This window comes from Aminobacter sp. MET-1 (assembly GCF_026521175.1).
In the GTDB taxonomy this organism is placed as follows: domain Bacteria; phylum Pseudomonadota; class Alphaproteobacteria; order Rhizobiales; family Rhizobiaceae; genus Aminobacter.
Genome location: NZ_JAMSHL010000034.1, coordinates 1 through 22686 on the forward strand (window position 1 = coordinate 1; position 22686 = coordinate 22686).

Annotated in this window: 22 protein-coding genes and 1 tRNA gene; 5 read left to right on the forward strand and 18 right to left on the reverse strand. The window is 64.8% G+C overall.

All coding sequences use genetic code 11. From position 1 onward, the window contains the following. The first annotated feature begins 314 nt into the window (after positions 1 to 314). Positions 315 to 399: transfer RNA gene (locus NDO48_RS27520), tRNA-Leu, on the forward strand. A 271-nt stretch (positions 400 to 670) separates the two neighbouring features. Here the strand turns inward: NDO48_RS27520 and NDO48_RS27525 are convergent. The 3 genes from NDO48_RS27525 to NDO48_RS27535 all read right to left on the reverse strand — a co-directional run bounded on the left by NDO48_RS27525 (position 671) and on the right by NDO48_RS27535 (position 2376). Further along, complete coding sequence (locus NDO48_RS27525; protein WP_157632829.1) at positions 671 to 1042, reverse strand: SPW repeat domain-containing protein; 372 nt, start codon at positions 1040 to 1042, stop codon at positions 671 to 673. 227 nt (positions 1043 to 1269) lie between these two features. Then, entirely contained in the window at positions 1270 to 2166 is an 897-nt protein-coding gene (locus NDO48_RS27530) for a glycosyltransferase family 2 protein (RefSeq protein WP_267322775.1), read from the reverse strand. Positions 2167 to 2196: 30 nt separating this feature from the next. Then, complete coding sequence (locus tag NDO48_RS27535; protein ID WP_018430602.1) at positions 2197 to 2376, reverse strand: hypothetical protein; 180 nt, start codon at positions 2374 to 2376, stop codon at positions 2197 to 2199. A gap of 314 nt (positions 2377 to 2690) precedes the next feature. On the opposite strand from NDO48_RS27535, the gene NDO48_RS27540 reads away from it, so the two are divergent. After that, positions 2691 to 3047, forward strand: coding sequence for a septal ring lytic transglycosylase RlpA family protein (locus NDO48_RS27540; RefSeq protein ID WP_018430601.1), 357 nt, complete (start codon positions 2691 to 2693; stop codon positions 3045 to 3047). 33 nt (positions 3048 to 3080) lie between these two features. Here NDO48_RS27540 and NDO48_RS27545 read toward each other — a convergent pair whose 3' ends face one another. The 6 genes from NDO48_RS27545 to NDO48_RS27570 form a co-directional block, all read right to left on the reverse strand. Beyond that, on the reverse strand, positions 3081 to 4136 hold the full coding sequence (locus NDO48_RS27545) for a D-alanine:D-lactate ligase-like protein (protein WP_267322776.1): 1056 nt from the start codon (positions 4134 to 4136) through the stop codon (positions 3081 to 3083). Positions 4137 to 4356: 220 nt separating this feature from the next. Beyond that, positions 4357 to 5229: an SMP-30/gluconolactonase/LRE family protein gene (locus NDO48_RS27550; RefSeq protein ID WP_267322777.1), complete on the reverse strand. Its 873-nt coding sequence runs from the start codon at positions 5227 to 5229 to the stop codon at positions 4357 to 4359. A gap of 1 nt (position 5230) precedes the next feature. Beyond that, a complete protein-coding gene (locus NDO48_RS27555) occupies positions 5231 to 5866 on the reverse strand; it encodes a 2-dehydro-3-deoxy-6-phosphogalactonate aldolase (protein ID WP_018430598.1) in 636 nt (211 codons plus the stop codon). Between the two features lie 4 nt (positions 5867 to 5870). Continuing rightward, a complete protein-coding gene (locus NDO48_RS27560; RefSeq protein ID WP_267322778.1) occupies positions 5871 to 6809 on the reverse strand; it encodes a 2-dehydro-3-deoxygalactonokinase in 939 nt (312 codons plus the stop codon). After that, positions 6806 to 7573 (reverse strand): SDR family NAD(P)-dependent oxidoreductase, encoded by a 768-nt coding sequence (locus NDO48_RS27565; protein WP_026227722.1) that lies wholly within the window; start codon positions 7571 to 7573, stop codon positions 6806 to 6808. The genes NDO48_RS27560 and NDO48_RS27565 overlap by 4 nt, the downstream gene beginning before the upstream one ends. A 216-nt stretch (positions 7574 to 7789) precedes the next feature. Continuing rightward, positions 7790 to 9133 (reverse strand): putative bifunctional diguanylate cyclase/phosphodiesterase, encoded by a 1344-nt coding sequence (locus NDO48_RS27570; protein WP_018430595.1) that lies wholly within the window; start codon positions 9131 to 9133, stop codon positions 7790 to 7792. Positions 9134 to 9465: 332 nt separating this feature from the next. Here NDO48_RS27570 and gshB point away from each other — a divergent pair, with 332 nt between their 5' ends. Beyond that, positions 9466 to 10407, forward strand: a complete 942-nt coding sequence (gene gshB / locus NDO48_RS27575; protein WP_267322779.1) for a glutathione synthase — start codon at positions 9466 to 9468, stop codon at positions 10405 to 10407. A gap of 157 nt (positions 10408 to 10564) precedes the next feature. On the opposite strand, the gene cml is transcribed toward gshB, so the two are convergent. Both cml and NDO48_RS27585 read right to left on the reverse strand, forming a co-directional pair. Further along, on the reverse strand, positions 10565 to 11749 hold the full coding sequence (gene cml / locus NDO48_RS27580; protein WP_267322780.1) for a CmlA/FloR family chloramphenicol efflux MFS transporter: 1185 nt from the start codon (positions 11747 to 11749) through the stop codon (positions 10565 to 10567). A 228-nt stretch (positions 11750 to 11977) separates the two neighbouring features. Then, positions 11978 to 13012: a sensor domain-containing diguanylate cyclase gene (locus NDO48_RS27585; protein WP_267322781.1), complete on the reverse strand. Its 1035-nt coding sequence runs from the start codon at positions 13010 to 13012 to the stop codon at positions 11978 to 11980. 774 nt (positions 13013 to 13786) lie between these two features. On the opposite strand from NDO48_RS27585, the gene NDO48_RS27590 reads away from it, so the two are divergent. Beyond that, positions 13787 to 15319, forward strand: a complete 1533-nt coding sequence (locus NDO48_RS27590; protein WP_267322782.1) for a YifB family Mg chelatase-like AAA ATPase — start codon at positions 13787 to 13789, stop codon at positions 15317 to 15319. 179 nt (positions 15320 to 15498) lie between these two features. Here the strand turns inward: NDO48_RS27590 and NDO48_RS27595 are convergent, their stop codons facing one another. Both NDO48_RS27595 and NDO48_RS27600 read right to left on the reverse strand, forming a co-directional pair. Next, complete coding sequence (locus tag NDO48_RS27595; protein WP_026227718.1) at positions 15499 to 16128, reverse strand: transglutaminase-like cysteine peptidase; 630 nt, start codon at positions 16126 to 16128, stop codon at positions 15499 to 15501. 561 nt (positions 16129 to 16689) lie between these two features. Further along, the gene (locus NDO48_RS27600; protein WP_267322783.1) at positions 16690 to 17967 is read right to left on the reverse strand and encodes a polyhydroxyalkanoate depolymerase; all 1278 of its coding nucleotides are present in this window, start codon (positions 17965 to 17967) and stop codon (positions 16690 to 16692) included. A 288-nt stretch (positions 17968 to 18255) separates the two neighbouring features. Between NDO48_RS27600 and NDO48_RS27605 the strand changes: the two genes are divergently transcribed. After that, complete coding sequence (locus tag NDO48_RS27605) at positions 18256 to 18996, forward strand: metallophosphoesterase family protein (protein WP_267322784.1); 741 nt, start codon at positions 18256 to 18258, stop codon at positions 18994 to 18996. Positions 18997 to 19009: 13 nt separating this feature from the next. Here NDO48_RS27605 and NDO48_RS27610 read toward each other — a convergent pair whose 3' ends face one another. The 5 genes from NDO48_RS27610 to dnaJ all read right to left on the reverse strand — a co-directional run bounded on the left by NDO48_RS27610 (position 19010) and on the right by dnaJ (position 22568). Continuing rightward, positions 19010 to 19297 (reverse strand): DUF1330 domain-containing protein, encoded by a 288-nt coding sequence (locus NDO48_RS27610; RefSeq protein ID WP_018430586.1) that lies wholly within the window; start codon positions 19295 to 19297, stop codon positions 19010 to 19012. Positions 19298 to 19318: 21 nt separating this feature from the next. Next, on the reverse strand, positions 19319 to 20017 hold the full coding sequence (pyrF, locus tag NDO48_RS27615) for an orotidine-5'-phosphate decarboxylase (RefSeq protein ID WP_267322785.1): 699 nt from the start codon (positions 20015 to 20017) through the stop codon (positions 19319 to 19321). Continuing rightward, a complete protein-coding gene (locus tag NDO48_RS27620) occupies positions 20014 to 20610 on the reverse strand; it encodes an NADPH-dependent FMN reductase (RefSeq protein WP_267322786.1) in 597 nt (198 codons plus the stop codon). Before NDO48_RS27620 ends, pyrF begins: the two co-directional genes overlap by 4 nt. 118 nt (positions 20611 to 20728) lie before the next feature. Further along, the gene (gene pmtA / locus NDO48_RS27625; protein WP_267322787.1) at positions 20729 to 21334 is read right to left on the reverse strand and encodes a phospholipid N-methyltransferase PmtA; all 606 of its coding nucleotides are present in this window, start codon (positions 21332 to 21334) and stop codon (positions 20729 to 20731) included. A gap of 100 nt (positions 21335 to 21434) precedes the next feature. Then, positions 21435 to 22568, reverse strand: a complete 1134-nt coding sequence (dnaJ, locus tag NDO48_RS27630) for a molecular chaperone DnaJ (RefSeq protein ID WP_018430582.1) — start codon at positions 22566 to 22568, stop codon at positions 21435 to 21437. Positions 22569 to 22686: the final 118 nt, after the last annotated feature.

Sequence of the window (22686 nt, forward strand, 5' to 3'; positions counted from 1 at the left end):
CCCCCCCCCCCCCCCCCCCCCCCCCCCCCCCCCCCCCCCCCCCCCCCCCCCCCCCCCCCCCCCCCCCCCCCCCCCCTCCAGTCTGCTGATTCTGCGCATTGTGCTTTCCGATAGCCGATTCCGGCTTCCGGGCCGATGCGATGGAGCCGCCCGTTTCGCCGGCGGCTCCGGCTGCTTTAAGCTCAAGGGCTTGCCGCCCCTACGTCATGCAGCGGGCGGCAATGCGACAAATCCGGCCCGTTGCGACATTCGTCGGCAAAAGCTGAAAAAGCGCGTTGACACAGTCGCTTCGCCCGCTTACATCACCGCCACCAGCCCAGATGGCGGAATTGGTAGACGCGCACGGTTCAGGTCCGTGTGCCGCGAGGCGTGGAGGTTCGAGTCCTCTTCTGGGCACCAATTCTCAGGTCGGACGACTTGTCGTCGGGACCTTACAAAAGCCCGGTTCGCCGGGCTTTTTTGTTGCCTGAAATTCCGCACGGGAAACCAACCGCCAATCAGAGAGAAGCGCCCAGACGGCTGACCCTGCACAACCTGCTTTCCGAAGGTCGATCCCGATTTTCCGGCCGATCCACCGTCAGCACGACCACTCTCGGCCACGCGCCGAGCAGGAAAGAAAGCCCCCGCCCCAATAAACTCCGGGGGCTAGGTTCACTCGCGCAATGAAGCGTCAGGCTTCAAGGCTGCGGTTGCGGTCCTGCCAGAGTTCCAGCACGGCCAGCACGGCCACGGCGATGCCGAGGCCGATATGCCAGCTGCGCAGCGTTCCGCCATACTGGAAGAAGAATGGCGAGATAATCATCCAGGCACCGCACAGCAGCGACAGGAACTCCTCCCAGCGCCGCAGGAAGACCTGCTCCAGCCCAGCGAGAACGACCACGACGGCACCGACGATGGCTGTCGTCGCCACCATCTTGGGCATGCCGGCATTGCCGTAGACCATCGGTGAAATGATAATCGCGACGCCGAGGATCATCGATGCGATGTCTTCCCAGCGACGGTGTTGCATGAGCCCAGAGGGCATACGATCAAGTGTTGCCATGACAACGATCCTCACAAGCTACGTTCGAGTAAAGCTCAAACGCCCGTGAGGACTTGGCGTGCCTTGCGAACTCCTCGACGGGCGTTCTTCGCACTGGGAATATTATCTCAGAAGACGGCAAAAGATTCAATGAATCCGGCGACGCCGCCAACGTCGCAGCCCCACCGCACCCTTGCTGGGCATTGTGCGCCCAGGGCGGGTCGCTGGCGGTGACGGCAGGCCCCGGCTCAGAGTTCCGGCCTGACGCCGGCCCGACCGGCCAGGGAGGCTGCCCTGACAAGGAGAGCCAGCCATTCCGCCGGCGCAGCCCTGTGCCTGGCACGACGGTAGCGGAAATAGGCACGGACCGCCTTGAACCACCGGCTGAGAGACTTGCCCTTGTCGGGCGACCAAAGCCGCCCATCGGCATGATAATAGCGCCACAGCCACGCCTCGGTCTGGCGCTCCGGCCCGATGATGTGATCGACGACGGCATCAGGCACCCAGCGCCCCTGGTGCCCCGCCGCCAGCGCGCCTCGGATCGACATGGTTTCTTCGCCGCCCCACATGGGGTCCTCCGGTCGGCGGCCGAGACGTGGATCGAAAGTGAAGGCGCGCTGCACGTCGCTGCGCATCGCGTAGTTGGCGCCGAAGGGAACATTGCTGCCGGGATCGCCGAACGTGGTCGGGGCCTCCGGGCGATGGGCCGCATAGGCATTCTCGACAACATGCAGGCCGTCCAGCAACCAGGCCGGCGGATTGCCTTCGAGGACCGGAAGGATGGTGCCGCCGAAGATGGCGCATGACGGCGAGGTCGTTATCGCCCGCTCATAGGCCGTCAGCAGGTCGGACCGGGCCATGGCATCGTCGTCGATCCAGACGATCCATCGACCCCTCACGAGACCGAGCAGCCGATTACGCGCCAGGGAAACGCCGGGGATCGGCTCTTCCTCAACGACGATCTGCAACCGCCCGGCAAACCCTTTGGCAACCTCCAGCGTGTCGTCGCTGCAGGCATTGGCGACAACGACGACCTCGAAAGGGTTCGCAGGCTTGTCGGCGCGTGCCAGCGCCTCCAGGCAGCGCCCAAGCAGTGCTGCCCGGTTGCGCGTGCAGATCGCGACCGTGATGCCGATTTCGGTCATTGCCCCTCGTCGTTGCGATCGTTTCCCATGCTAGCCGCGTCGACGCGCGAACCGCGCACATCCGATACAACCTGCAGCGGCAGTTGCAAGTCCGATCCACAACCATTTTGGGTCGCCGGTCATGAAGCTGCCGCCGAGCCAACCGGCGCCCTGCAATATCCAGATGAAGCCGATCGCCATGGCCAGTCCGGAGATGGTCAAGCCAAGCATTCTCATCTCTGCCTCCATCCTGTTTCGAACATCCCGAGCATCTTTTTCCGCTACCCAGAATCGCCTCGGCAGCGGAAGTATTTCCTAGGAATATTTTGATCGGCAAGAATCAACTGATCTCCCGATGATCTCTCCGCAGAATCGGAAAGTGTGAAAATATTCCTCAAGATGACCTTAGCGTAAGCTGACAGACTGTTACTCTGGGATTCGAAACGTGTGCGCCCGCCACGGAACCGCCCGAAGGTTGCCCCATTCGCTGCCACATTTCGTTGGAAACCGCTCCGTGTGTCCATCAACGGAGCATTAACCAGAAGATGAAGAACGCCAAGCCCGCGATCGCGGCGGCCGCAGCAGCCGCCAGCATGATGTTTCTCGCCTCCACCGGAACTGCCTCGGCCCAATGCGGCGGCGCTTCCTGGTACGCCCTGACCTCGAAGACAGCGTCAGGCGAACGCATGAATCCATCGGCTTTGACCGCAGCCCACCGTTCGCTCCCCTTCGGCACCAAGCTCAGGGTGACCAACCAGAAGAACGGCAAAAGCGTCGTCGTGCGCATCAACGACCGCGGCCCGTTCGTGAAGGGACGTGTGCTCGACCTTTCCAAGGCCGCAGCGCAGCAGATCGGTTTCGTCAGCTCAGGCCACACCTCGGTCTGCATGGCGCGCACCTGAAGCTAACCCGCGCCTCCGGGCGCGGGTTGCATGCTAATCGAAACGCCGTGCAGCCGTCTCGGCCATCGCCTCCGCCAGACTCATGCCCCATTGCATCCGGCAATAAGCGCGGAAGTCGAAGCAGGGCAGTCCAGGACAGACCTCGAATTCGATGAGATGGACCGTGTCGTCAGCCTCGACGCGCAGGTCCATGGAAAAGACGTCACGCAGACCGAGCCCTGCCATCAGCCGCGCGGCCATACCTTCGATTGTCTTGGCCGCACGCGGCTGCAGCGATGCCACCGGCACCAGCTCCGGCTCGCGGTAGCTGCCCTCGTCGCGCGCGGCCGCGCCCGTATCGCCATAGAGCGCCATGCTGTCGGCCATGGTTTGGAAGTCGCCGCCCGACTCGACAAAGCTGATGCCCAGCACATTCACCCCCGCATTCGGATCGACCGCCAGGAAGCTGGCGCGCACATTGCGCCCGGCCACGTAGGGCTGCACCACCACTTCGTCACGATAGGCATCGAAGACGCGACGGCCGAGCCCAAGCGCGTCGCCTGCTCTGCCAATGCGCGAATCCTCCCAGATGCCGATCTTGGCGCCGAGCCGGTTCGGCTTGACGAAATAGCCTGAGACCGAGACAGGCGGTTCGACCAGCCATTCGCCTCCCCGCACCAGCCCCGCCTGCGGCACCGGAAGTCCGAGAGCCGAAAGCACCGCACCCGAGCGGAACTTGTCCTGGCAGAGTGCAAACAGGCTGTCGTCGGCGCCTATCGTGCGCAGGCCGTTCAGCCGGGCAAGTGCGGGCACCGCCCCGCCGCGGAAATAGGCGACGCCGTCGGTCAGGGTCCAGACGAGGCTTCGGTCGCGGTCGGCTGTTTCAAGCACCCCAGCGGCATCGTCGAGTTCCACGGCGCGGAAATCGAGGCCACGTGCCGCGCAGGCAGTGCCGATCGCATCGAACTCGTGGGCAAGATCGGTCGACTGGGCGAGGTAGGAACAGATCTCGAATGCCGCCTGCCGGGCAAAGCCATCGGCCAGCAGAGCCTCGAAACAGGCACGCTCGGGCTCGTGGACCAGATAGAGCGTCGGTTTCCCTGCGGCCATGGATTTGTCCCCGTGCGGCGATTGCAAAGCAACATTCGCATCCGCGCCCACGCGGACGTGCCGGAAAACCGACCTGTGGCGAACACGCCAGCGACATCGGGCCGCCGGCAATGCCTGGAGTGTTTCCGCCTTTCTTCGAAACGCGGCCCCCTCCCTCACTTTGTTTTTGCGCAATTCCGGACAGAAAAACGCTGCGCACTTTTCCTGGAATTGCCTCAGGTCAGATCAGCACGTTGGGCTCGTGGCGGCCGTTGACCTCGATGTCGAGCAGGAAGGTCTTGCCGGCATGGGGGTCCGCAGCACGGGCTGCCGCATCCATGTGCTCCCACGCCGAAGTCACGACCATGCGGTCGGCATTGGCACCGACAAAGGCCGGGCACGAGGGCTGCGAGACAGGCACCGCGACACTGCGGACCAAGGTGCCATCGGGCGCATAGGCATCGACCCGTGCGCCGCCCCAGACAGCGTTCCACAAGGTGCCGTTCAGGTCGACCACGGAACCGTCGATGCCGCCGCCCCTCGCCCTGCCGTCGACGAACAGCTTCGGCTCGCCCGTCGGCAGGCCGGTGTCGGCGTCGCAGTCGACACGGTAGAGCAGGTTCTGGGCGGTGTCGGCGTAGTAGCCAACGCTGCCATCGGCGCTGAAGCAGATCGAATTGGGAATGGTGATCGCCGGATAAAGCAGCCTCACCTCACCACGGAAATACCAGTAGATCGCACCGGCGCCGGCCTCTGCCTTCTTGCCCATGGTGCTGAACCACAGCGCACCGCATGGATGTACGCGTGCGTCGTTGGAACGGGTGCCCGCATTCGACGCCTCGACCGACATGTGCGGCGACAGCTTGCCGGTCCTTGCATCGCGCATGTGCAGGCCGGTCTCGGTCACCAAGAGTTGGCGCTCGGCGTCGATGGTGGCGATGGCACTCGCCATCTCCTGGAACTGGTGGAGCACCGTCTCGCCGCCCGACAGCTTCCTGGCCAGCATACGGCTTTCGAGGATGTCGAACCAGTAAAGCGTGTCGGTGGCCGCGTCATAGGTCGGGCCTTCGCCCAGGATGCAGGTTTCGTCGGAAAGGATCACGCCGCCGCTCATCTCACGCTCCCTTGCCGATGGCGTCCCAGCCGGCCACCGCGGCGCTGGCACGTGCTCCCACCTCTTCAGCCGTCATGCCCGGCTTGTAGAGGCTCGAGCCCAGCCCGAACAGTTGCACGCCGACCTTGGCATAGGCGTCGAAGTCGACCTCCGACACGCCGCCGACGACACCCACTTGCGTTTCCTTGGGCAGCACGGCGCGGATGGCCGCAATGCCGCCAGGCCCGAGCACGCTCGCGGGGAAAAATTTCAGCGCCGAGGCGCCCAGCTTGAGCGCCAGGAAGGCATCGGTCGGGGTGAAGACGCCGGGCATCGTCACCATCTTGTGCATCATCGCCCGGCCCATCACCTCAGCGTCGATGTTGGGGCTGACCAGCAGCCGCCCACCGGCATCGTTCAGCCGGTCGACATCTTCGCCGCGCACCACCGTGCCGCCGCCCACCAGTGCTGCCGGCAGCGCCTTGGCCAGCAGTTCGATCGAGCGGAACGGATCGGGTGAGTTGAGCGGCACCTCGATCGCCTCTATGCCGGCGTCGAAGACGGCGCGGCCGACATCGAGCGCTTCTTCCGGCTTGAGGCCGCGCAGGATGGCGACGAGACCGCGCCCAAGTGCGGGAAATGGAGCGGTAACCGTCATGTCGTCATCCCTCAACAAGCATTCCATTGCGCCGCGCCGCGGCCACCAGCCCTGATAGCACCGCCTTGTCGGCATCGGCGATGCGCACCGAGAGCCCGCCGAGCCTCAGCGCCTCGGCATAAAGAGCGCCGAGCGGCCCAGAGCCCACCAGCACCACAGGCGTGTCGCGCCTGCCGAAGCGGCGCGTCGCCGAAGCGATTTCGGCGCCGATGAGCAGGCCCGACAACGCTGCAGCCGCCTCGGCCTGGCCGAGGCCGGACAGCAGGCCTGCGGCACGGATGCCGAACAGGCGCGCGCCGATGTCGCCATCGGTCAGCGCTTCGCGGCACCAGTCGCGGAACACTGCGCTGTCGGGCGCAACTGACGCAGGCTTTTCGCCCAGCGAGTGCCTGAGGATCGAATGGCCGGCGAACACCGAAAACATCTCGCCGGTCGGCCAGGTGCCGAAGCCGCTGACGTCGCCCTCATCGACGCTGACCCATTTGCAATGGGTACCGGGCATGCAGACGAGATGGCTGCCCGAGCCGATCTCGGCGGCGACGCCGGCCAGCTGGGTTTCCTCGCCGCGCATCACGTCGGGCGCGCCGGCCTTGCGCTGGGCAAGACCCGGCACGATGCGGACGTCGCGCGAAATACCCGGCACCGGCACCGCCGCGCCCAATATGTCGGCCAAGGAGGCCGGCACATCGACATAAGGCGCCTCGACCCAGCCTTGGCGGGCGCCGGCCATACCACAGACGATAACGGGCAAGTCGGCGGCAGCGCCCATGCTGGCGAGATGATTGTCGAGGATCGGCGCAAAACCCTTGTGCTGGGCGGTCAAAAGCCCCTCGTCGCCGCGGCGCTCGTCGAGCACAGCACCTTTGCCATCCAGCAGCCAGACGCGCAGCCTTGTCGTGCCCCAGTCGACGGCGGCAATCGCCGGCTTGGAATTCTGGTTCACAACAGTCCTCCATCGACGATCAGCGTCTGCGCCGTCAGCATCTTCGCGGCATCCGACGCCAGAAACAGCACCGGCCCGACCATGTCGCCGGGCAGCATCATGTCGGGGATGCACTGCCTGGAGATATGCTCTTTCAGGTTTTCCTCGTTCACCCACAACGTGCGCTGGCGCTCGGTGATGACCCAGCCCGGCGCCACCGCGTTGACGCGGATGCGATCGGGGCCATAGCGGCCGGCCATGCCCTTGGTCAGACCAACGATGGCGGCTTTGGCTGCGGTGTAAGCCGGCATGGTGCCAATGTTGAGCATGTAGGCGGTGGAGCTGAAATTGATGATCGAGCCGCCACCAGCGGCCGCCATGCCTGGCGCTACCGCCTGGATGGCGAAGAACTGCGGCCTGAGATTGACCGCCAGATTGGCGTCCCAGCTTTCGGGCGTTACGTCAGCCACCTCGTGGCGTGTGTCGTTGGCGGCGTTGTTGACCAGCACCGTTACCGGGCCATGCGCCTCGACGGCGGCAGCGGCTGCGCTGCGCAATTCGTCGATGTCGGTCAGGTCGGCGCGCAGATAGAGCGGGCGGTTGCCGGTCTCGGCGGCCAGCCGGTCACGCAGTTCATGGCTTGGCCCTTCGGCGATGTCGATAAAGGCTACTTTTGCGCCCTGAAGGACGAAACCCTCGGTCAGAGCCGCACCGATACCCGATCCGCCCCCGGTGATCAGCACCGAGCGCCCTGCGAGATCCGGAAACCGCGCCGATGGCATCATGACCTGCTCCTCCGCATGGCCGTGCCTTAAGAAGCAGGCCGCAAGCGCGCCTGTCTTAGCCCATGGGCCAGCAAAGCGGAAACGCTTTTCCGCAGCGGAAGCCGTCTTTTTCAAACGATTGAAGGCTGGCGAATCAGCGCGACATCGAGTGGCAAATGAAGCGCCCTGCCCGCCGATCAGCTGCCGCGGCAGACTATCGAAGCCGGATCCGGACGATCACAGCGCCCGGGCGTAGGCCGCGCCGCGATGGGCCTCGCGCAGATAGCCCAGCGTTGCGTCCGCATCGGCCGGCTTGCCAAACAGGTACCCCTGGCCACCGGCGCAGCCGAACTGGATCAACCTTTCGGCCTGCGCTTCCTGTTCGATGCCTTCTGCCACCACATCCATGCCCAAGCCCTCGCACATCGCCAGGATGGCGCGGATGATATGTTCGGACGGACGGTCGTCGAGGATCGAGGCGACAAAGGCGCGATCGATCTTGAGCTTGTCGAAGCGGAATTCGCGCAGGCGGCCGAGCGACGACTGGCCGGTGCCGAAATCGTCGAGCGAGACGCGGATGCCGACGCGGCGCAGGTCCTCGACGATTTTCTCAGCCGAGATCGGATCGGTCATCAGGCCGGTTTCGGTAATCTCGATCTCGAGGCGGCGCGGATCGAAGCCGGTGCGCTCGAGGATCGACAATATGTGCAGGCCGGTGTTCTGGTCGACCAGCTGCGACGGCGACAGGTTGAACGACAGGAACATCTCCTGCGGCCAGCTGCGCGCCGCTTCCGCCGCCTTTCGCAGCACCAGCTGCGACAGCGGCCCGATGATGCCGCGCTCTTCGGCGATGGGGATGAACACGGCCGGCGACACGAAGCCGAGGTCCCGGTCGGTCCAACGGGCCAGGGCCTCGAAGCCGACGGTGCGACGGGTGTTGAGGTCGACGATTGGTTGGAAATGCGGTGCCACCTCGCCGGCGGCAACCGCACGGCGCAACGCCTGCTCGATGCGGGTGACGCGCTTGGCCGCTTCTTCCATCTCGCGGGTGTAGACAACGACGCGGCCGCGACCCGAACGCTTGGCGTGATAGAGCGCGGTCTCCGCCTTGCGCATCAGCGTTTCGGTGTTGTCCTCCGTCGATTGGAACAGCGAGCAGCCGACCGAGGCCGACAGGCGCGCCGTGCGCTCGCCGACATCATAAGGCGCCGACAGGATTTCGATCAGCATGCGCGCCTTTTCGGCGGCGGCTTCCTCGCTGAACACAAGCGGATAGAGAAAGGCGAATTCGTCGGGGCCGATGCGTGCGACCGACGAATAGCCGTCAGCGGCGGCGCGCAGCCGCATCGCCACCTGCACCAGAATCTCGTCGCCGGCGCGATGGCCGAACAGGTCGTTGATGGGCTTGAAGCCGTCGAGATCGAGAATGCCCACGGTAAACGGTGCCGGGTCTTCGGCGCGATCATCGATCAGCCGCCCGACCTTGTCCTGGAACCGGCGCTGGTTGCCAAGCCCGGTCAGCGCGTCGGTAAACGCCAGGTCGCCGGTTTCCCTGTCCGAATGGCTGACGCCAAGTGGCATGCGCACGTCTCTATTCCAGTGCTTATTGCAATCGTGTGCGGACACTGGCAGCAAAGCGTTTAGGAATTGTATTCAATCCGCGCCCTCGTCCGCTTTTCGACATCGCGTCGAAACCGGTTTCAGATCGGATCCCAAAGCTCCGAAATTCCGAGCGGCCCGAAACGCCGCTGCTTTCCCGCAAGTTAAGATAGGCCCGGCTATCGCCGGCCGAAAACACTTGCCCGTCCCGCCATTGCATAAGGCCGGCAAATCGCTACATCCTCGTGACCCAGGCGCGCCGCCGGCCATCGGCTGCCGCTTCATCATATCGACCAGCCGCGCCGGAGACCTCCATGCCGCTCAAGATCGCCGTCCAGATGGACCACATCTCCACCGTCAACATCGCCGGCGACACGTCGTTCGCGCTGTCGCTGGAGGCGCAGCGCCGCGGCCACGAGCTCTACCACTACACACCCGACCGGCTGTCGCTGCGCGACGGCAAGGTCTTCGCCCGCATCGAGAAGCTCGAAGTGCGCGACATCAAGGGCGACCACTTCACCCTCGGCGAGCCTGCCCGCACCGACCTGTCGGAGATGGACGTGATCCTTTTGCGCCAGGATCCGCCCTTCGACATGAACTACATCACCACCACCCACATGCTCGAGCGCATCCACCCCAGGACTCTCGTCGTCAACGACCCGGCCTGGGTGCGCAACAGCCCGGAAAAGATTTTCGTCACCGAATTCGCCGACCTGATGCCGGAGACGCTGATCACCAAGGACCCGCAAGAGGTGGCCGCCTTCCGCAAAGAGTTCGGCGACATCATCGTCAAGCCGCTCTACGGCAATGGCGGCGCCGGCATCTTCCACCTGCACGAGGCCGACCGGAACCTGTCGTCGCTGCTCGAAATGTTCGGCCAACTGTTCCGCGAGCCCTACATCGTCCAGCGCTACCTCAAGGACGTGCGCAAGGGCGACAAGCGCATCATCCTGATCGACGGCGAACCCGCCGGCGCCATCAACCGCGTGCCGGCCGAGCACGACGCCCGCTCCAACATGCATGCCGGCGGCCGCGCCGAGAAGACCGAGCTCACTGCCCGCGAGCTTGAAATCTGTGCCCGCATCGGCCCGTCGCTGCGTGAACGCGGCTTCATCCTCGTCGGCATCGACGTCATCGGCGACTATATGACCGAGATCAACGTGACCTCGCCGACCGGTATCCGCGAGGTCAAGAAATTCGGCGGCGCCGACATCGCAGCCCTGTTCTGGGATGCGGTGGAGAAGAAGCGGGCCTGAGCGGCCTGCTATCGCCTGACCATCGGAGCCGCGCCAAGGCCTCGCCTACAGCGCTAGCGCAATTCCTGGACGAGCGCGGATAGGATTCCGCAAGCGAAGAGCCTGCCGGTGTCGGCGCGAAACGGGAACCGGTATCGCCCGACACCTGCCGAGTGCGCTAGTGTCTCCCGAGCCACCTCAACCCGCACAGCGTCACGGCCGCCATGACCGCGCAATAGGCAGCGAGCGGCCAGGCCGTGTCGCCTCCGAGCGCGACCACGACAAGCGTGCCGACAATGCCGACGATCAGGCTCTCGACACAGAAGTAGAGCGCCACCGCCGTGCCTGCGGCATCGCCGAACGCCTCTAGCGCGCCGTTCGCCGTCACCGCGCCGGCGAAGACGATGCCGACCGAGATCACCCACATCGGCACGACGAAGGTCAGGAACGACGGTTCGGCGAACGACTGCCCAAGCCCCAGCAGCGCTGAGCCGAGGAAAAGCATGGCCATGCCCCTGGCGAGACTGCCTGATATGCCCCAGCGCGCCACGAACAGTTTGGCGAAGCGCGTTGTGGCGATCATCGCAACCGCCGCAGTGGCGAAGGCCAGGCTGAAGCCGAGCTGCGAATAGCCGGCCCTGTCGATAAGAACGCGCGGCGCCGTCGAGAAGAACACGAAAAACGCTCCCATCGCCGCGCTGAAGCCGAGCGTGTAGACCCAGAAGGCAGGGCTTTTCAGGATCGTCGAGAAAGCCGGCCGTGACTGGGCCGTCTCGGGTCGCGTCTCGTGCCAGTGCGGCAGCGCGTTCAGCACGGCCGCCACAGCAAGGATGCCGAGCACGGCGAAGATCGCCTGCCAGCCAAGACTTTCGGCAATCAGCGCGCCTGCGATCGGACCGAGTGCCGGCACGCAGGCCAGCATGGCGCTGAACAGGCTGTAGATGACCGCGCCCTCCGGTCGCTCGGCATAAACGTCGCGCACGGTGGCGAAGGTGGCGACAAGCGCCGCCGATGCGCCCAAAGCCTGGACGACACGCAGGGCAACGAACAGCTGCGCCGACGTGGTGACGGCAAGCAACAACGAAGCAACGGCGAACAGGACTGCGCCCGATATCAGCACCGGGCGGCGGCCGATACGATCGGAGACCGGGCCGAAAACGACCTGGCCCAGCCCGAGCACGATCATGTAGAGGCTCAGCGTCAGCTGGACCACGTCAGGCGTCGTGCTGAGGATTGCGGGCATCGCCGGCACGACCGGCAGATAGATGTCCATAGCCAGCGAGGCCAGGATGTCGAAAGGCGCCATCAACAGTAGCGCCGCGGGTAGGGAATGACCCCAGGTGGAAAAATTTCGATTGGGCATGACAAAGCATCCGCTCAAATGAATTTCATATGGCGGCGATCTGCCACGTCGCATGTCTGGATGAGGGGGCAGGGCGCCGCAACAACGTATCGGGTGTTGTTGCGGCCTATCTGTCTGCGGACTTGGTGGTGCCCATGTCGATGTCGCGATTGCTCGCGTGCCCTGCAAATACTCTGATGGCGAACTAGCAGGCCAGCGGGTCCAGAACAAGCCTTGGCATGGTGCTGCTCACGCAGCGCGCGGATTGGGCAGGCTTGCGAGGCTATCGGGCTTGAAGATGCGGAAGGTGTTCCGGCCCGCTGCCTTGGCGGCATAAAGCGCGGTGTCGGCGCTGACCAGCAATTCGGGCAGCGTCGCGCCCTCGATCAGGGCGATGCCGACCGAAGCTCCAAGCTTCAGGGAATTGCCGCGATAGTCGAGGGGCTTGCCAAGCCTGTCGATGATCTGGCGGGCGAGCTCGGAGATCGAGGCCAGATCGAGATCCGGACCTGTCAGCACGGCAAACTCGTCGCCGCCGATCCGGGCAACAAGTTCCATGCCGGCGCAAGCATCTTCGAGACGCCGGGACACCTGCCTGAGGCATTCGTCGCCCACGGCATGGCCAAAGCTGTCATTAACCTGCTTGAAGCCATCGAGATCGACAAGCAGCAGCGCCGCCGGGGCAGGGCAGTCGGGCTGGCTGGCGGTCAGCCCGGCCAGCCTCGACTGGAACTGGCTTCGGTTGGCGAGGCCGGTCATGACGTCGAACTCGGCGAGATAGCGTGTCTGGTCGCCGAGGATTTTCTCCTCGGTGATGTCCTGCTTCATGCCGAAGATGCGCACGGCGACCCCATCTTCGCATTCGACGGTTGCGGTGATCCGTATCCAGCGGCGATTGCCCTTCACCGTAACGATCTCGGCATCGAGGCTGAAGCCGGTGCGTTCGGCGATGGCCCTGCTGCGCCGGGCGTGCAGCTCCGCCACGGACTCGGCAGTGTAGCATTGAAGTGTCTGTCTGCGATCGACCGCCGAGCCGCGCGGCAGGTCAAAGATGTCGTAAACGACATCGGTCCAGTGCAGGGCCTCGTCGGCAAGGTTGCATTGCCACACGCCGATGCGGGCGGCGGCTGACGAGCGGTCGAAGATCTTCTGCGAATGCGCCAACGAGACTGCCTGTTCGCGGATCAGCGCCGCCTGCGCCTCAAGCTTCGCCTCGAGTTCAGCGATGCGGTCGGCCGAGCGCCTGCGCGCGCTGCCCAATCGTCCGATCTGTCGCCTGACCAAGATCGCCCCCATGAAGATCTACTGTCTTCCATCGATATATTCGCGCACGAGCACTTAACATTTTCTATCAAGGCATGGCGCCGAGGCCAGCCGCGCCTCGCCCTGCATCGAGCTAGATCGAATGGTCTAAGCAGACGCCCCAGCGGCAGAACTCTGTGGAAATCTCTCCCCCAATACATATCAGGTGATATAGACCAAAGCATCTACACCAGATTGCCGAGTGCAACACGTCGCAACTTTTGGTTATTGCCTGACGTGGGGTTAACTGGGCGTAAATGAAATGTCTGTTCTGCCAACTGAAGCGCTGCCGAGGGTACGTCCGGCGGCAATAGCGTCCCTTGTGTTCACCTGCCTTTGGTGGGGCACACTCTTTATCGTCGCCGAGCGGCCGATCTGGCTCTGGTAGCCAAAAGTACGCCGCGCTCTCCCGCTGGCTGGGAAGCGCAAGAGCCGACGCACCCAGACAGGATCGGCCAATTGGTTTCAGCGTGTGTCGAGCTACAACCTTCGGGTCCAATAAGCGCTTCAATAGCCTCCTGACCCGCCTCGCGATCCCACTGCGGAAACTCGCGCTCGCGCCAGAGGCAATAGATCGGCCTTGGAGGCCTGCCCCGTCACCTGAAGTGACCACCCGGCGCGGTGTCGAGTAGCCACGACGGCGCAGATGTTCCCTAATTGTTCTTGCGCACCCCCGCAATCTATGCTTGTCTCCGGCAAGGTCGATGACGACCTGACCGTGCCGGCTAGGGATGATGACCGGCGCAAGGGGGCGGCATGGTTTCGCATGTGCGTACTGTTGCATTCCAGGGCATCGAGGCGGTTCCCGTCGATGTGCAGGTGATGGTGGCGCCGGGCAAGGTCGGTATCTCGATCGTCGGCCTGCCCGACAAGGCTGTCGCTGAAAGCCGCGAGCGGGTGCAGGCAGCGCTTCACGCCTCGGGCCTGGCGATGCCGGCCAAGAAAGTGACTGTCAATCTCGCCCCGGCCGACCTCCCCAAGGAGGGCAGCCATTATGATCTGCCGATTGCTCTCGGGCTGATGGCGGCGCTGGGTGCCGTGCCCGGCGACGCGCTCGCCGCCTATGTCGTGCTCGGCGAATTGTCGCTCGACGGCACCATTGCCTCAGTGGCCGGAGCCCTGCCAGCCGCGATCGGGGCAAATGCCGAGGGCATGGGGCTGATCTGTCCCGCCGGCTGCGGACCCGAGGCCGCCTGGGCCGGTGCCGACATCGATATTCTTGCGCCGCGCAGCCTTATTGCCATCGCCAATCATTTCCGGGGCACGCAGGTTTTGTCGCGGCCCGAACCCGGCATCCGCGCACCTGGTGCCGGCCTGCCCGACCTCGCCGACATTAAGGGCCAGGAGAGCGCCAAGCGGGCGCTCGAGGTGGCTGCGGCCGGCGGGCACAACCTTCTGTTCGTCGGCCCGCCCGGCGCCGGCAAGTCGATGCTGGCGGCGCGCCTGCCCTCGATCCTGCCGCCTCTCGCCCCCAAGGAGCTGCTCGAGGTCTCGATGATCGCCTCCATTGGCGGCGAGCTGGCCGAGGGCCGGCTGACCGACCGGCGGCCGTTCCGCGCGCCGCATCATTCGGCCTCGATGGCAGCGATGGTCGGCGGCGGGCTCAAGGCCCGGCCCGGCGAGGTCTCGCTCGCCCACCATGGCGTGCTGTTCCTCGACGAGCTTCCCGAGTTTTCACCGCAGGTGCTCGATTCATTGCGGCAGCCGCTGGAAACCGGCGAATGCATGATCGCGCGCGTCAACCACCGCGTCACCTATCCGGCCCGCATTCAGCTCGTCGCCGCCATGAATCCGTGCCGGTGCGGCATGGCCGGCGAACCCGGTTACCGCTGCCTGCGTGGCCCGCGCTGCCAGTCGGACTATCAGGCGCGTATTTCGGGGCCGCTGCTCGACCGCATCGACCTGCGCATCGAGGTGCCGGCGGTGTCGGCTGCGGATTTGATCCGCACCGGCAAGTCCGAAGCGAGCGCCGATGTCGCAGCACGCGTCGCCCGCGCCCGCAAGATCCAGCGCGAGCGGCTCGAAGGTCTGGGCATCGCTGGCGCCACGACCAACGCCCAATGTTCGGCCGGGATCGTCGAGGACATCGCCGTGCCCGACGCGGGCGGGCTCGCGCTGCTGCGGGACGCCAGCGAAAAGCTCGGCTTTTCCGCCCGCGCCTACCACCGCGTGCTCAAGGTCGCGCGCACCCTCGCCGACCTCGACGCCAGCGAAACCGTTGGCCGCATCCATCTCGCCGAGGCGATTTCCTACCGCATCTCGTCCGAGCGCATGGCCCAGGCGGCGTAGGCATCGGTGGGCGGCACGTGAGGCGCCACCGTCTGTCTGCATGACCGATCCGGTCTGCGGCTGTGGGGCGTAAGGTTGATCTTGGCGCGTTGGGCGCATCGTCGCTGACACGCCAAGTTCCGAGCTGCGCCAGCGCGCAAGCGTGCCTACCGAAATCGTTCCGGTCTTCGAGACGATCTCTAGCGGACGGAGCCGACCAGCGTGGTCTGGCCTTCGCGGATCGAGACCCAGCGGCCGGTGTTTTCAGTCGACTGGCGCTTGAGGTAGTTGTAGCCGGTCTCGTCCCAGGGGCGCACGGCGTCAGTCAGGTTATCGAGGATGAACTCGCCCTGCGAGGTTCTGACGGTCAGCACCGCATGGCCTTCGCCGTCGGGCTTGCGCACCACGGTAATCAGCAGATTGGCCAGCGACACGCCTTCGCGGTTCAGCATGCGCCGCTTTTCCAGCACATAGTCCTCGCAGTCGCCGACGCCCTTGTCGGGATAGGCCCAGACCTCGTCACGACCGTAGATGTCGATGTCGTTCATCGGCTTGACCGCCGCATTGACCGACACGTTGATGGCGACGATCTTGCGCCACAGGGCACCGCTCAGCTGCTCGGGGCCGGGATCGCGCTGCTTGATCGAGCACTCGCTGGGGTTGAGGCGGCAGAAATCGTAGTGGCCGATCGGCTGTGAGGTCAGCCCGCCGGTGACCATCGGCTGCGAACCGGCGAAAGCGGCACCCGAAGACAGGACGACGCCTGCCATCAGCCCCAGAACCACACCGGCTCGCCCCGCCGCGTACCGTACGCCTGCTGCGGAAATCATCTGCCCCGCCCGCCCCTTTACATCGTTAATAAAACGTTAAGATCGGGAGGCCTGTCGAGTCAATGAAAGCCGGCGAGAGACTGGAGTTATGGTTACCGCCAGGCGGCTCGCCGCGACTATTGTGCAACAGCACCGGACCGACAGGTCGGCCAACACTCACGATGGCCGTCCGGAAAATTATACATATTCAGCTAGTTAGCTGATCGCTTGCCCTACACCCGCCGCCTGGGACGCCAAGGTCGTCGCGGACTGCCACACCCGGACGGTTCGCCGGGAGCACCGACCTTGTGGAAAAACCCGCGCTCACGAAGTACCCCCCTGGATCGGCACCGCTTCCCGCGCCTGTCCTGAAAAAGGGCTGTGTCCGCCGTTGCCGGTGGACAGGCTGGCGACGCCGAGGAGAGAGGCTGCTCGGCAACGTGAGCGCCAAGCACGCGTTCCCTGGCCGGCCGGCGAATCCGCCCCAAAGACCAACGCTGAAACGAAAAAGGGCTGCACGCAAAAGTGCAACCCTTTGAAAGCACTTTGGGCGCAACAGCCCATCGGGCAAGCCCCGACGGCTCAGCCCTTGGCTGAGCGCACCAGCCGCGGCTTGGCACCCTTGCGCGAAGCAGTACCGTGGCTCGCCATGAAGTCGGCGATGCGCGGCACGATCTCGGCGCGGAAGCGCGAGCCGTTGAAGACGCCGTAATGGCCGACGGCCGGCTGCATGTAATGCGCCTTCATCTCTTGCGGGATGTTGGTGCAGAGGTCGTGCGCTGCCTGCGTCTGGCCGAGGCCGGAGATGTCGTCATTCTCGCCTTCGACCGTGAACAGCGCCACGTTGCGGATGGCGGTGAGATCGACCGGCTGGCCGCGGTGGGTCATCTCGCCCTTGGGCAGCGCATGGCGAATGAACACGGTGTCCACGGTCTGAAGGTAGAACTCGGCGGTCAGGTCCATCACCGCCAGATATTCGTCGTAGAAGTCGCGATGCTTCTCGGCGCCGTCGCCGTCGTTCTTCACCAGATGCATGAAGAAGTCCTTGTGGGCGATGATATGCCGGTCGAGGTTCATGCTCATGAAACCCGACAGCTGCAGGAAGCCCGGATAGACATCGCGGCCAAAGCCGGGCGCCGGCCACGGCACCTGCATGACGACATTGTCGCGGAACCAGTCGAGCGACTTCTGCTCGGCAAGCTGGTTGACGGCGGTGGGGTTGCGGCGCGTGTCGATCGGCCCGCCCATCAGCGTCATGCTTGCGGGTGCAAAGCGGTCGCCGCGCGCCTCCATGATGGCAACCGCCGCCAGCACCGGCACCGAAGGCTGGCACACGCCCATCACATGGGTGTCCGGCCCCAGCGCATGCAGCATGTCGATGACGTAGTCGATGTAGTCGTCGAGGTCGAACTTGCCCTCGGCCAGCGGCACCATGCGGGCGTCGGTCCAATCGGTGATGTAGACGTCGGCATGAGGCAGCATCGCCTCTACCGTGCCGCGCAGCAGCGTCGCATAGTGGCCCGACATCGGCGCCACGATCAAAAGCCGGGGGCTCGGGCGCCTGCCCTCGGGCATGGCGCGCTCGAAACGGATCAGGTTGCAGAAGGGGCGGGACCAGACAACACGCTCGGTCACCGCAACCTGCTTGAAGTCTACCACCGTCTTGTCGAGGCCGAAGGCGGGCTTGCCGTAACGCCTGGTCGTGCGCTCGAACAGCTCGGCCATGGCCGCCACGGAGCGGCCCAGCGGCATGTGCGAGAAGGGGTTCAGCGGGTTGGAATAGAACAACTTCACTGCATCGGCATAGGCTCGCGCCGGCTGGAGGGCCGCGTGGGTCGATTCATAGAGCTGGTAAAACATGCTGTCCCCTAGCGGGCCATTCGGGAGGCGAGCCGGCAGTGTGGCTCGTCATGCAATGCAACGAAGTTAACAAACATCTGCTGCGATGCAACATCTCATTCGGCGCGAAACAGGCTCATTCTTTGGTCCAAGCCGTTGAAAAAGCGTTTCCAACGTGTCCGCCGGCTTACAAATGCCATGCCTTGACATTGTGCAACGCCGAAATCTGGCGCACGAACAAGCAGGAGAGATGTTTGCGGCCGACGCAGGCTTGCACCAGCGTCTTGGCCAGCGCAACAGGGGGCTCCGATGCGGATTGCGGCAATCGCAGATGTTCATGGAAACGCGCTGGCGCTCGAAGCGGTGGTGGCCCACATCCGCGCTTCCGCCCCCGACCTCATCGTCAATCTCGGCGATCTCGTGTCAGGGCCTTTCGACCCGGCCCGCAGCGCGGACATGCAGATCGCGCTCGACTGCCCCACGATTGCTGGCAACCACGAGCGGCAATTGCTCGCAGGAGACACTGGCTTTTCGGATGCCTTCGCGAGGCCGCACCTGACCAGCGCGCACCTGGACTGGATCGCCAGCCTGCCGGGGACGCTGGAACTCGCCGGTGGAGAAGTGTTCGCCTGCCATGGCAGCCCGGCAGGCGGCGACCTCGAATATCTTCTCGAGGATGTCAGCTCCGGCCGCCCGACGCTGGACACGGCGGACGCCATCGGCACCCGGCTTGCGGGCATCGGCAAGGCGAGCCTGGTGCTGTGCGCCCACACCCACATTCCGCGCATTGCCACGTCAGGGGGCGTGCTGGTCGTCAATCCCGGCAGCGTCGGCATGCCGGGATATCGCGACACGACGCCCGTCGCGCATGTGATGGAGGCGGGCAGCCCGCACGCGCGTTACGCGATCATCGACAGGCTTGCCCGCGGATGGGCGGTGGGACTGCACGCCGTGCCCTACGACTTCGAGGCTGCCGCGCGTCAGGCCGAACAGGCGGGCCGTGATGCGGTCGCCTATTCCGTCCGCACCGGGCGGATGCCTCCAGCCTAGCGGCAGAGGCTCGTCAGACGCCCTCGACCAGTATGATCTCGCCATCGGCGAATTGCTGGCGGATCGACTTGGCGTGCTGGTATTCGGGCGAGAGGTAACAGTTGCGCGCATCTTCCATCGAGGCGAACTCGATAATGACATTGCGGGCCCGACCTGGCCCCTCCACCGCCTCATGGGCGCCGCCACGGGCGATGAATTTCGCGCCGAAGCGCTCGAAGGCAGGCTTCGCCGCGGCGACATAGCCCTTGTAGCCCTCGGGGTCGCGCACGTCGACGCGTGCGATCCAGTAAGCCTTGGTCATCAATTCCTCCCGAGATATGCGTCAGGCTTTCGCCATTTCTTCCAGGATAGCCTGGGCGGCAGCCCGCCTGTCAACCGCGCCGACGATCGGCCGGGCGACGACGAGGTGGCTGGAGCCATTGCGGATCGCGTCCGCTGGCGTCACCACGCGCTTCTGGTCGCCATGGTCGGCCCCTGCGGGGCGGATACCGGGGGTGACGACCGCCATGTTGGGTCCGACGATGCCGCGCACGGCAGACGCTTCGCTGGCCGAGCAGACGATGCCGCCCATGCCGGCATTGAGCGCCTGTTCGGCGCGGTGCAGCACCAGCGTGTGCGGGTCAAACTCGTAGCCGGCGTCGATCATGTCCTGCTCGTCCATCGAGGTCAGCACCGTGACTGCGAGCAGGCAGAGGTCGCTGCCCGCAGCCGCCTTCACCGCAGCCCGCATCGCCTTGGGATAAGCATGCAGCGTCAGCATGGTCATGCCCATCTTGGCGATGTTTTCGACGCCATTGGCCACCGTGTTGTCGATGTCCAGCAGCTTCATGTCGAGGAACACCTTCTTGCCGCCGCCGGCGAGCTCTCGGGCAAAGTCGAGGCCGCCGGCAAAGGCCAGCTGGTAGCCGATCTTGAAGAAGGTCGCGGTTCCCTCGAGGTCGCGCACCACCTGTTCGGCGTCCTTCACCGTGGGCACGTCGAGCCCGACGATCAGCCTGTCGCGCATTGCTTCGATGTTCATAGCTCGGTCCTCGTTGACAGCAGGATCGCCCGCTGGATCAGTTCGCGGCACAGCCGCTCCATGCCCTTGCGCAGGCGTTCTTCACGGAAATCGCCGTTCTCGTCGAAAGCGGCGCTCGCGTTCGGCACCGAAACCTGCGGCGAGATCACCTCCATCTGGATGTGCGACAGCACGGCGCGCAGATGATTGGCGCTGCGGATGCCGGCGAAATGGCCGTCCGACGACGAGCAGATCGCCACCAGCCGGCCGGGAAAAGCGTGCAGCGGCTTGCCGCCGTCGCTGCGGACACGGCTGATCCAGTCGATGGTGTTTTTCACCAGCGGCGGGATCGAGCCGTTGTATTCGGGCGTGGCGATCAGGATTGCGTCATGGGCGACGAACAGCCGGGCAAGCGCCAAAGCGTGCGCGGGAACGCCCTCATGCTGCTCGAGATCCTGGTTCATCAGCGGCATCGGATAGTCGGCCAGCGAGATGCGGGTCACGTCCGCACCCTGCAGCGCCAGCTCCTTGTGGGCGCAGTCGGCGGTCAGGCCGCTATAGGCGCCGGTCCTGATCGAACCGGCGAAAACAAGGATTTTCGGGATTATCGGCATCAACCATCCTGCTGCGCGCGGCTCGGCGCGCGCTCAGTCTCGTTGCTGCGGGTATAGAGCAATTCCAGGAAGGCTGTGAAGCGGTTTTCGGCCCGAAACCGCGCCGAAAAGCAGGGGATCAGTGCTTGCCGCGGCGATAGACCCAGAGCTGGGTCGGCGGAATGTTGCGGATGACGAAGTCGAAATGCTCGACCGTGTAGTTGCCCAGTCCTGGCGGGATCGGCGACTTCGGCCCGTAGGTCAGCTGGATCACCGGGCGGCCGGCGGGGATGCGCTTGAGCAGGCCCTCGAGATAGGCGACGCGGCTGGCGACGGGAAAGTTGAGCAGCGGCACGCCAGAGACGACGCTGTCGAAAACCAGCCTGGCCTTGTCGCCGAGCGTGGTGTCGAGCGCGAAGGCATCGCCCTCGATGACATTCACGCCGGGATAGTTGCGGCGCAGGTGCTGGACGAAATCGGCTGAATATTCAACCGTGTAGAGGTTCTCCGGCTTCACGCCACGCGCCAGGATCGCCTTGGTGATGACGCCGGTGCCGGGACCGACCTCAAGCACCGGCAGGCCCGATTTGGTGTCGATGACGGAGGCCATGCGCTTGGCGGTGATGGAACTCGTCGGCACGATCGAACCGACGGCCTTGGGCTTGTCGATCCAGCCTTTGAAGAATTTCAGTTCGTCGTCGAACTTGGCTGCAAGGGTCTTACGCAATCCGGAACCGCGTGACATCGATATCGTCTCCTACCCCTGCCGCCTCGGATCAATATCAAGAATGAGGTCCAAGGCAAGTCGAAAGCTGGCTCAACTTACCTTACGACATGTCGCAAGGTCATTTCTCCCCAAAGGATTCGAAAAAGTCCTTCATGCGCGAGAAGAAGCCGCTCGATTGCGGCGAATTCTCGGTCGAGGACAGCTTCTCGAATTCCTCCAGCAGCTCGCGCTGGCGGCGCGTCAGGTTCTGCGGCGTCTCCACGGCGGTCTGAATGTACAGGTCGCCGACCTGCGGCTGGCGCAGCACCGGCATGCCCTTGCCCTTGAGGCGGAACTGGCGGCCGTTCTGGGTGCCTTCGGGCACCTTCACGCGCGTCTGCGTGCCGTCGAGCGTCGCCACCTCGAAGGAGCCGCCGAGTGCGGCCGTGGTCATCGAGATCGGCACCTTGCAATAGAGGTCGGCGCCATCGCGCTGGAAGAACTCATGCGGCTTGACCGACAGGAAGATGTAGAGGTCGCCAGACGGGCCGCCGCGCGCGCCGGCCTCGCCCTCGTTGGCGAGACGGATGCGGGTGCCGTCCTCGATGCCTGAGGGAATGTTGACCGAAAGCGAGCGCTCCTCGACGGTGCGGCCCTGGCCGGCGCACTTGCCGCAAGGGTCCTTGATCGTCTGGCCGCGGCCCTGGCACTGCGGGCAGGTGCGCTCGATCGAGAAGAAGCCCTGGCTGGCGCGCACCTTGCCGTGGCCCTGGCACATCGAGCAGGTGACCGGCTGGGTGCCGGGCTTGGCGCCCGAACCGGAGCATTCGGTGCACGACACCGAGGTCGGCACGCGGATCTGCGCGGTCTTGCCGGCAAAGGCCTCCTCGAGGGTGATTTCCATGTTGTAGCGCAGGTCGGCGCCGCGCTCGCGGCCGTTCGAGGAGCGGCGCCTGCCGCCACCCATCATGTCGCCGAAGATGTCCTCGAAGATGTCGGCGAAACCGCCGGCGCCAAAGCCGCCACCGCCGCCATTGCCCATGCCGCCATTCTCGAAAGCAGCATGGCCGAAGCGGTCATAGGCGGCGCGCTTCTGGGGGTCCTTCAGAGTCTCGTAGGCTTCGTTGATTTCCTTGAACTTGTGCTCGCAGGCGTCATCGCCCGGATTGCGGTCCGGGTGGAACTGCATGGCGAGCTTGCGGAAAGCCGACTTCAGCTCCTTCTCGTCAGCGCCCTTCTGGACGCCCAGCGTTTCGTAGAAATCAGCTTTCATATCTTCCCGCTGCCGGATGCCCAATGTCTTGCGTGGCATTGGTTTGCCGGTTCATTGCCTGGCGACAGGCTTTCGATTTAGTGAGCCAGAGGCCGCGATGCCAGAGTTTGCGAGGCCT

Excerpts from the sequence above, each read along its gene's own strand:
- NDO48_RS27530 (WP_267322775.1), bottom strand. The coding sequence starts at position 2,166 with ATGACCGAAATCGGCATCACGGTCGCGATCTGCACGCGCAACCGGGCA.
- NDO48_RS27535 (WP_018430602.1), bottom strand. The coding sequence starts at position 2,376 with ATGCTTGGCTTGACCATCTCCGGACTGGCCATGGCGATCGGCTTCATC.
- NDO48_RS27610 (WP_018430586.1), bottom strand. The coding sequence starts at position 19,297 with ATGACCAAGGCTTACTGGATCGCACGCGTCGACGTGCGCGACCCCGAG.
- NDO48_RS27620 (WP_267322786.1), bottom strand. The coding sequence starts at position 20,610 with ATGCCGATAATCCCGAAAATCCTTGTTTTCGCCGGTTCGATCAGGACC.
- pyrF (WP_267322785.1), bottom strand. The coding sequence starts at position 20,017 with ATGAACATCGAAGCAATGCGCGACAGGCTGATCGTCGGGCTCGACGTG.
- cml (WP_267322780.1), bottom strand. The coding sequence starts at position 11,749 with ATGCCCAATCGAAATTTTTCCACCTGGGGTCATTCCCTACCCGCGGCG.
- NDO48_RS27605 (WP_267322784.1), top strand. The coding sequence starts at position 18,256 with ATGCGGATTGCGGCAATCGCAGATGTTCATGGAAACGCGCTGGCGCTC.
- NDO48_RS27595 (WP_026227718.1), bottom strand. The coding sequence starts at position 16,128 with ATGATTTCCGCAGCAGGCGTACGGTACGCGGCGGGGCGAGCCGGTGTG.
- NDO48_RS27600 (WP_267322783.1), bottom strand. The coding sequence starts at position 17,967 with ATGTTTTACCAGCTCTATGAATCGACCCACGCGGCCCTCCAGCCGGCG.
- NDO48_RS27555 (WP_018430598.1), bottom strand. The coding sequence starts at position 5,866 with ATGACGGTTACCGCTCCATTTCCCGCACTTGGGCGCGGTCTCGTCGCC.
- gshB (WP_267322779.1), top strand. The coding sequence starts at position 9,466 with ATGCCGCTCAAGATCGCCGTCCAGATGGACCACATCTCCACCGTCAAC.
- NDO48_RS27525 (WP_157632829.1), bottom strand. The coding sequence starts at position 1,042 with ATGGCAACACTTGATCGTATGCCCTCTGGGCTCATGCAACACCGTCGC.
- NDO48_RS27540 (WP_018430601.1), top strand. The coding sequence starts at position 2,691 with ATGAAGAACGCCAAGCCCGCGATCGCGGCGGCCGCAGCAGCCGCCAGC.
- NDO48_RS27545 (WP_267322776.1), bottom strand. The coding sequence starts at position 4,136 with ATGGCCGCAGGGAAACCGACGCTCTATCTGGTCCACGAGCCCGAGCGT.
- NDO48_RS27565 (WP_026227722.1), bottom strand. The coding sequence starts at position 7,573 with ATGATGCCATCGGCGCGGTTTCCGGATCTCGCAGGGCGCTCGGTGCTG.
- NDO48_RS27590 (WP_267322782.1), top strand. The coding sequence starts at position 13,787 with ATGGTTTCGCATGTGCGTACTGTTGCATTCCAGGGCATCGAGGCGGTT.
- NDO48_RS27570 (WP_018430595.1), bottom strand. The coding sequence starts at position 9,133 with ATGCCACTTGGCGTCAGCCATTCGGACAGGGAAACCGGCGACCTGGCG.
- NDO48_RS27550 (WP_267322777.1), bottom strand. The coding sequence starts at position 5,229 with ATGAGCGGCGGCGTGATCCTTTCCGACGAAACCTGCATCCTGGGCGAA.
- pmtA (WP_267322787.1), bottom strand. The coding sequence starts at position 21,334 with ATGTCACGCGGTTCCGGATTGCGTAAGACCCTTGCAGCCAAGTTCGAC.
- dnaJ (WP_018430582.1), bottom strand. The coding sequence starts at position 22,568 with ATGAAAGCTGATTTCTACGAAACGCTGGGCGTCCAGAAGGGCGCTGAC.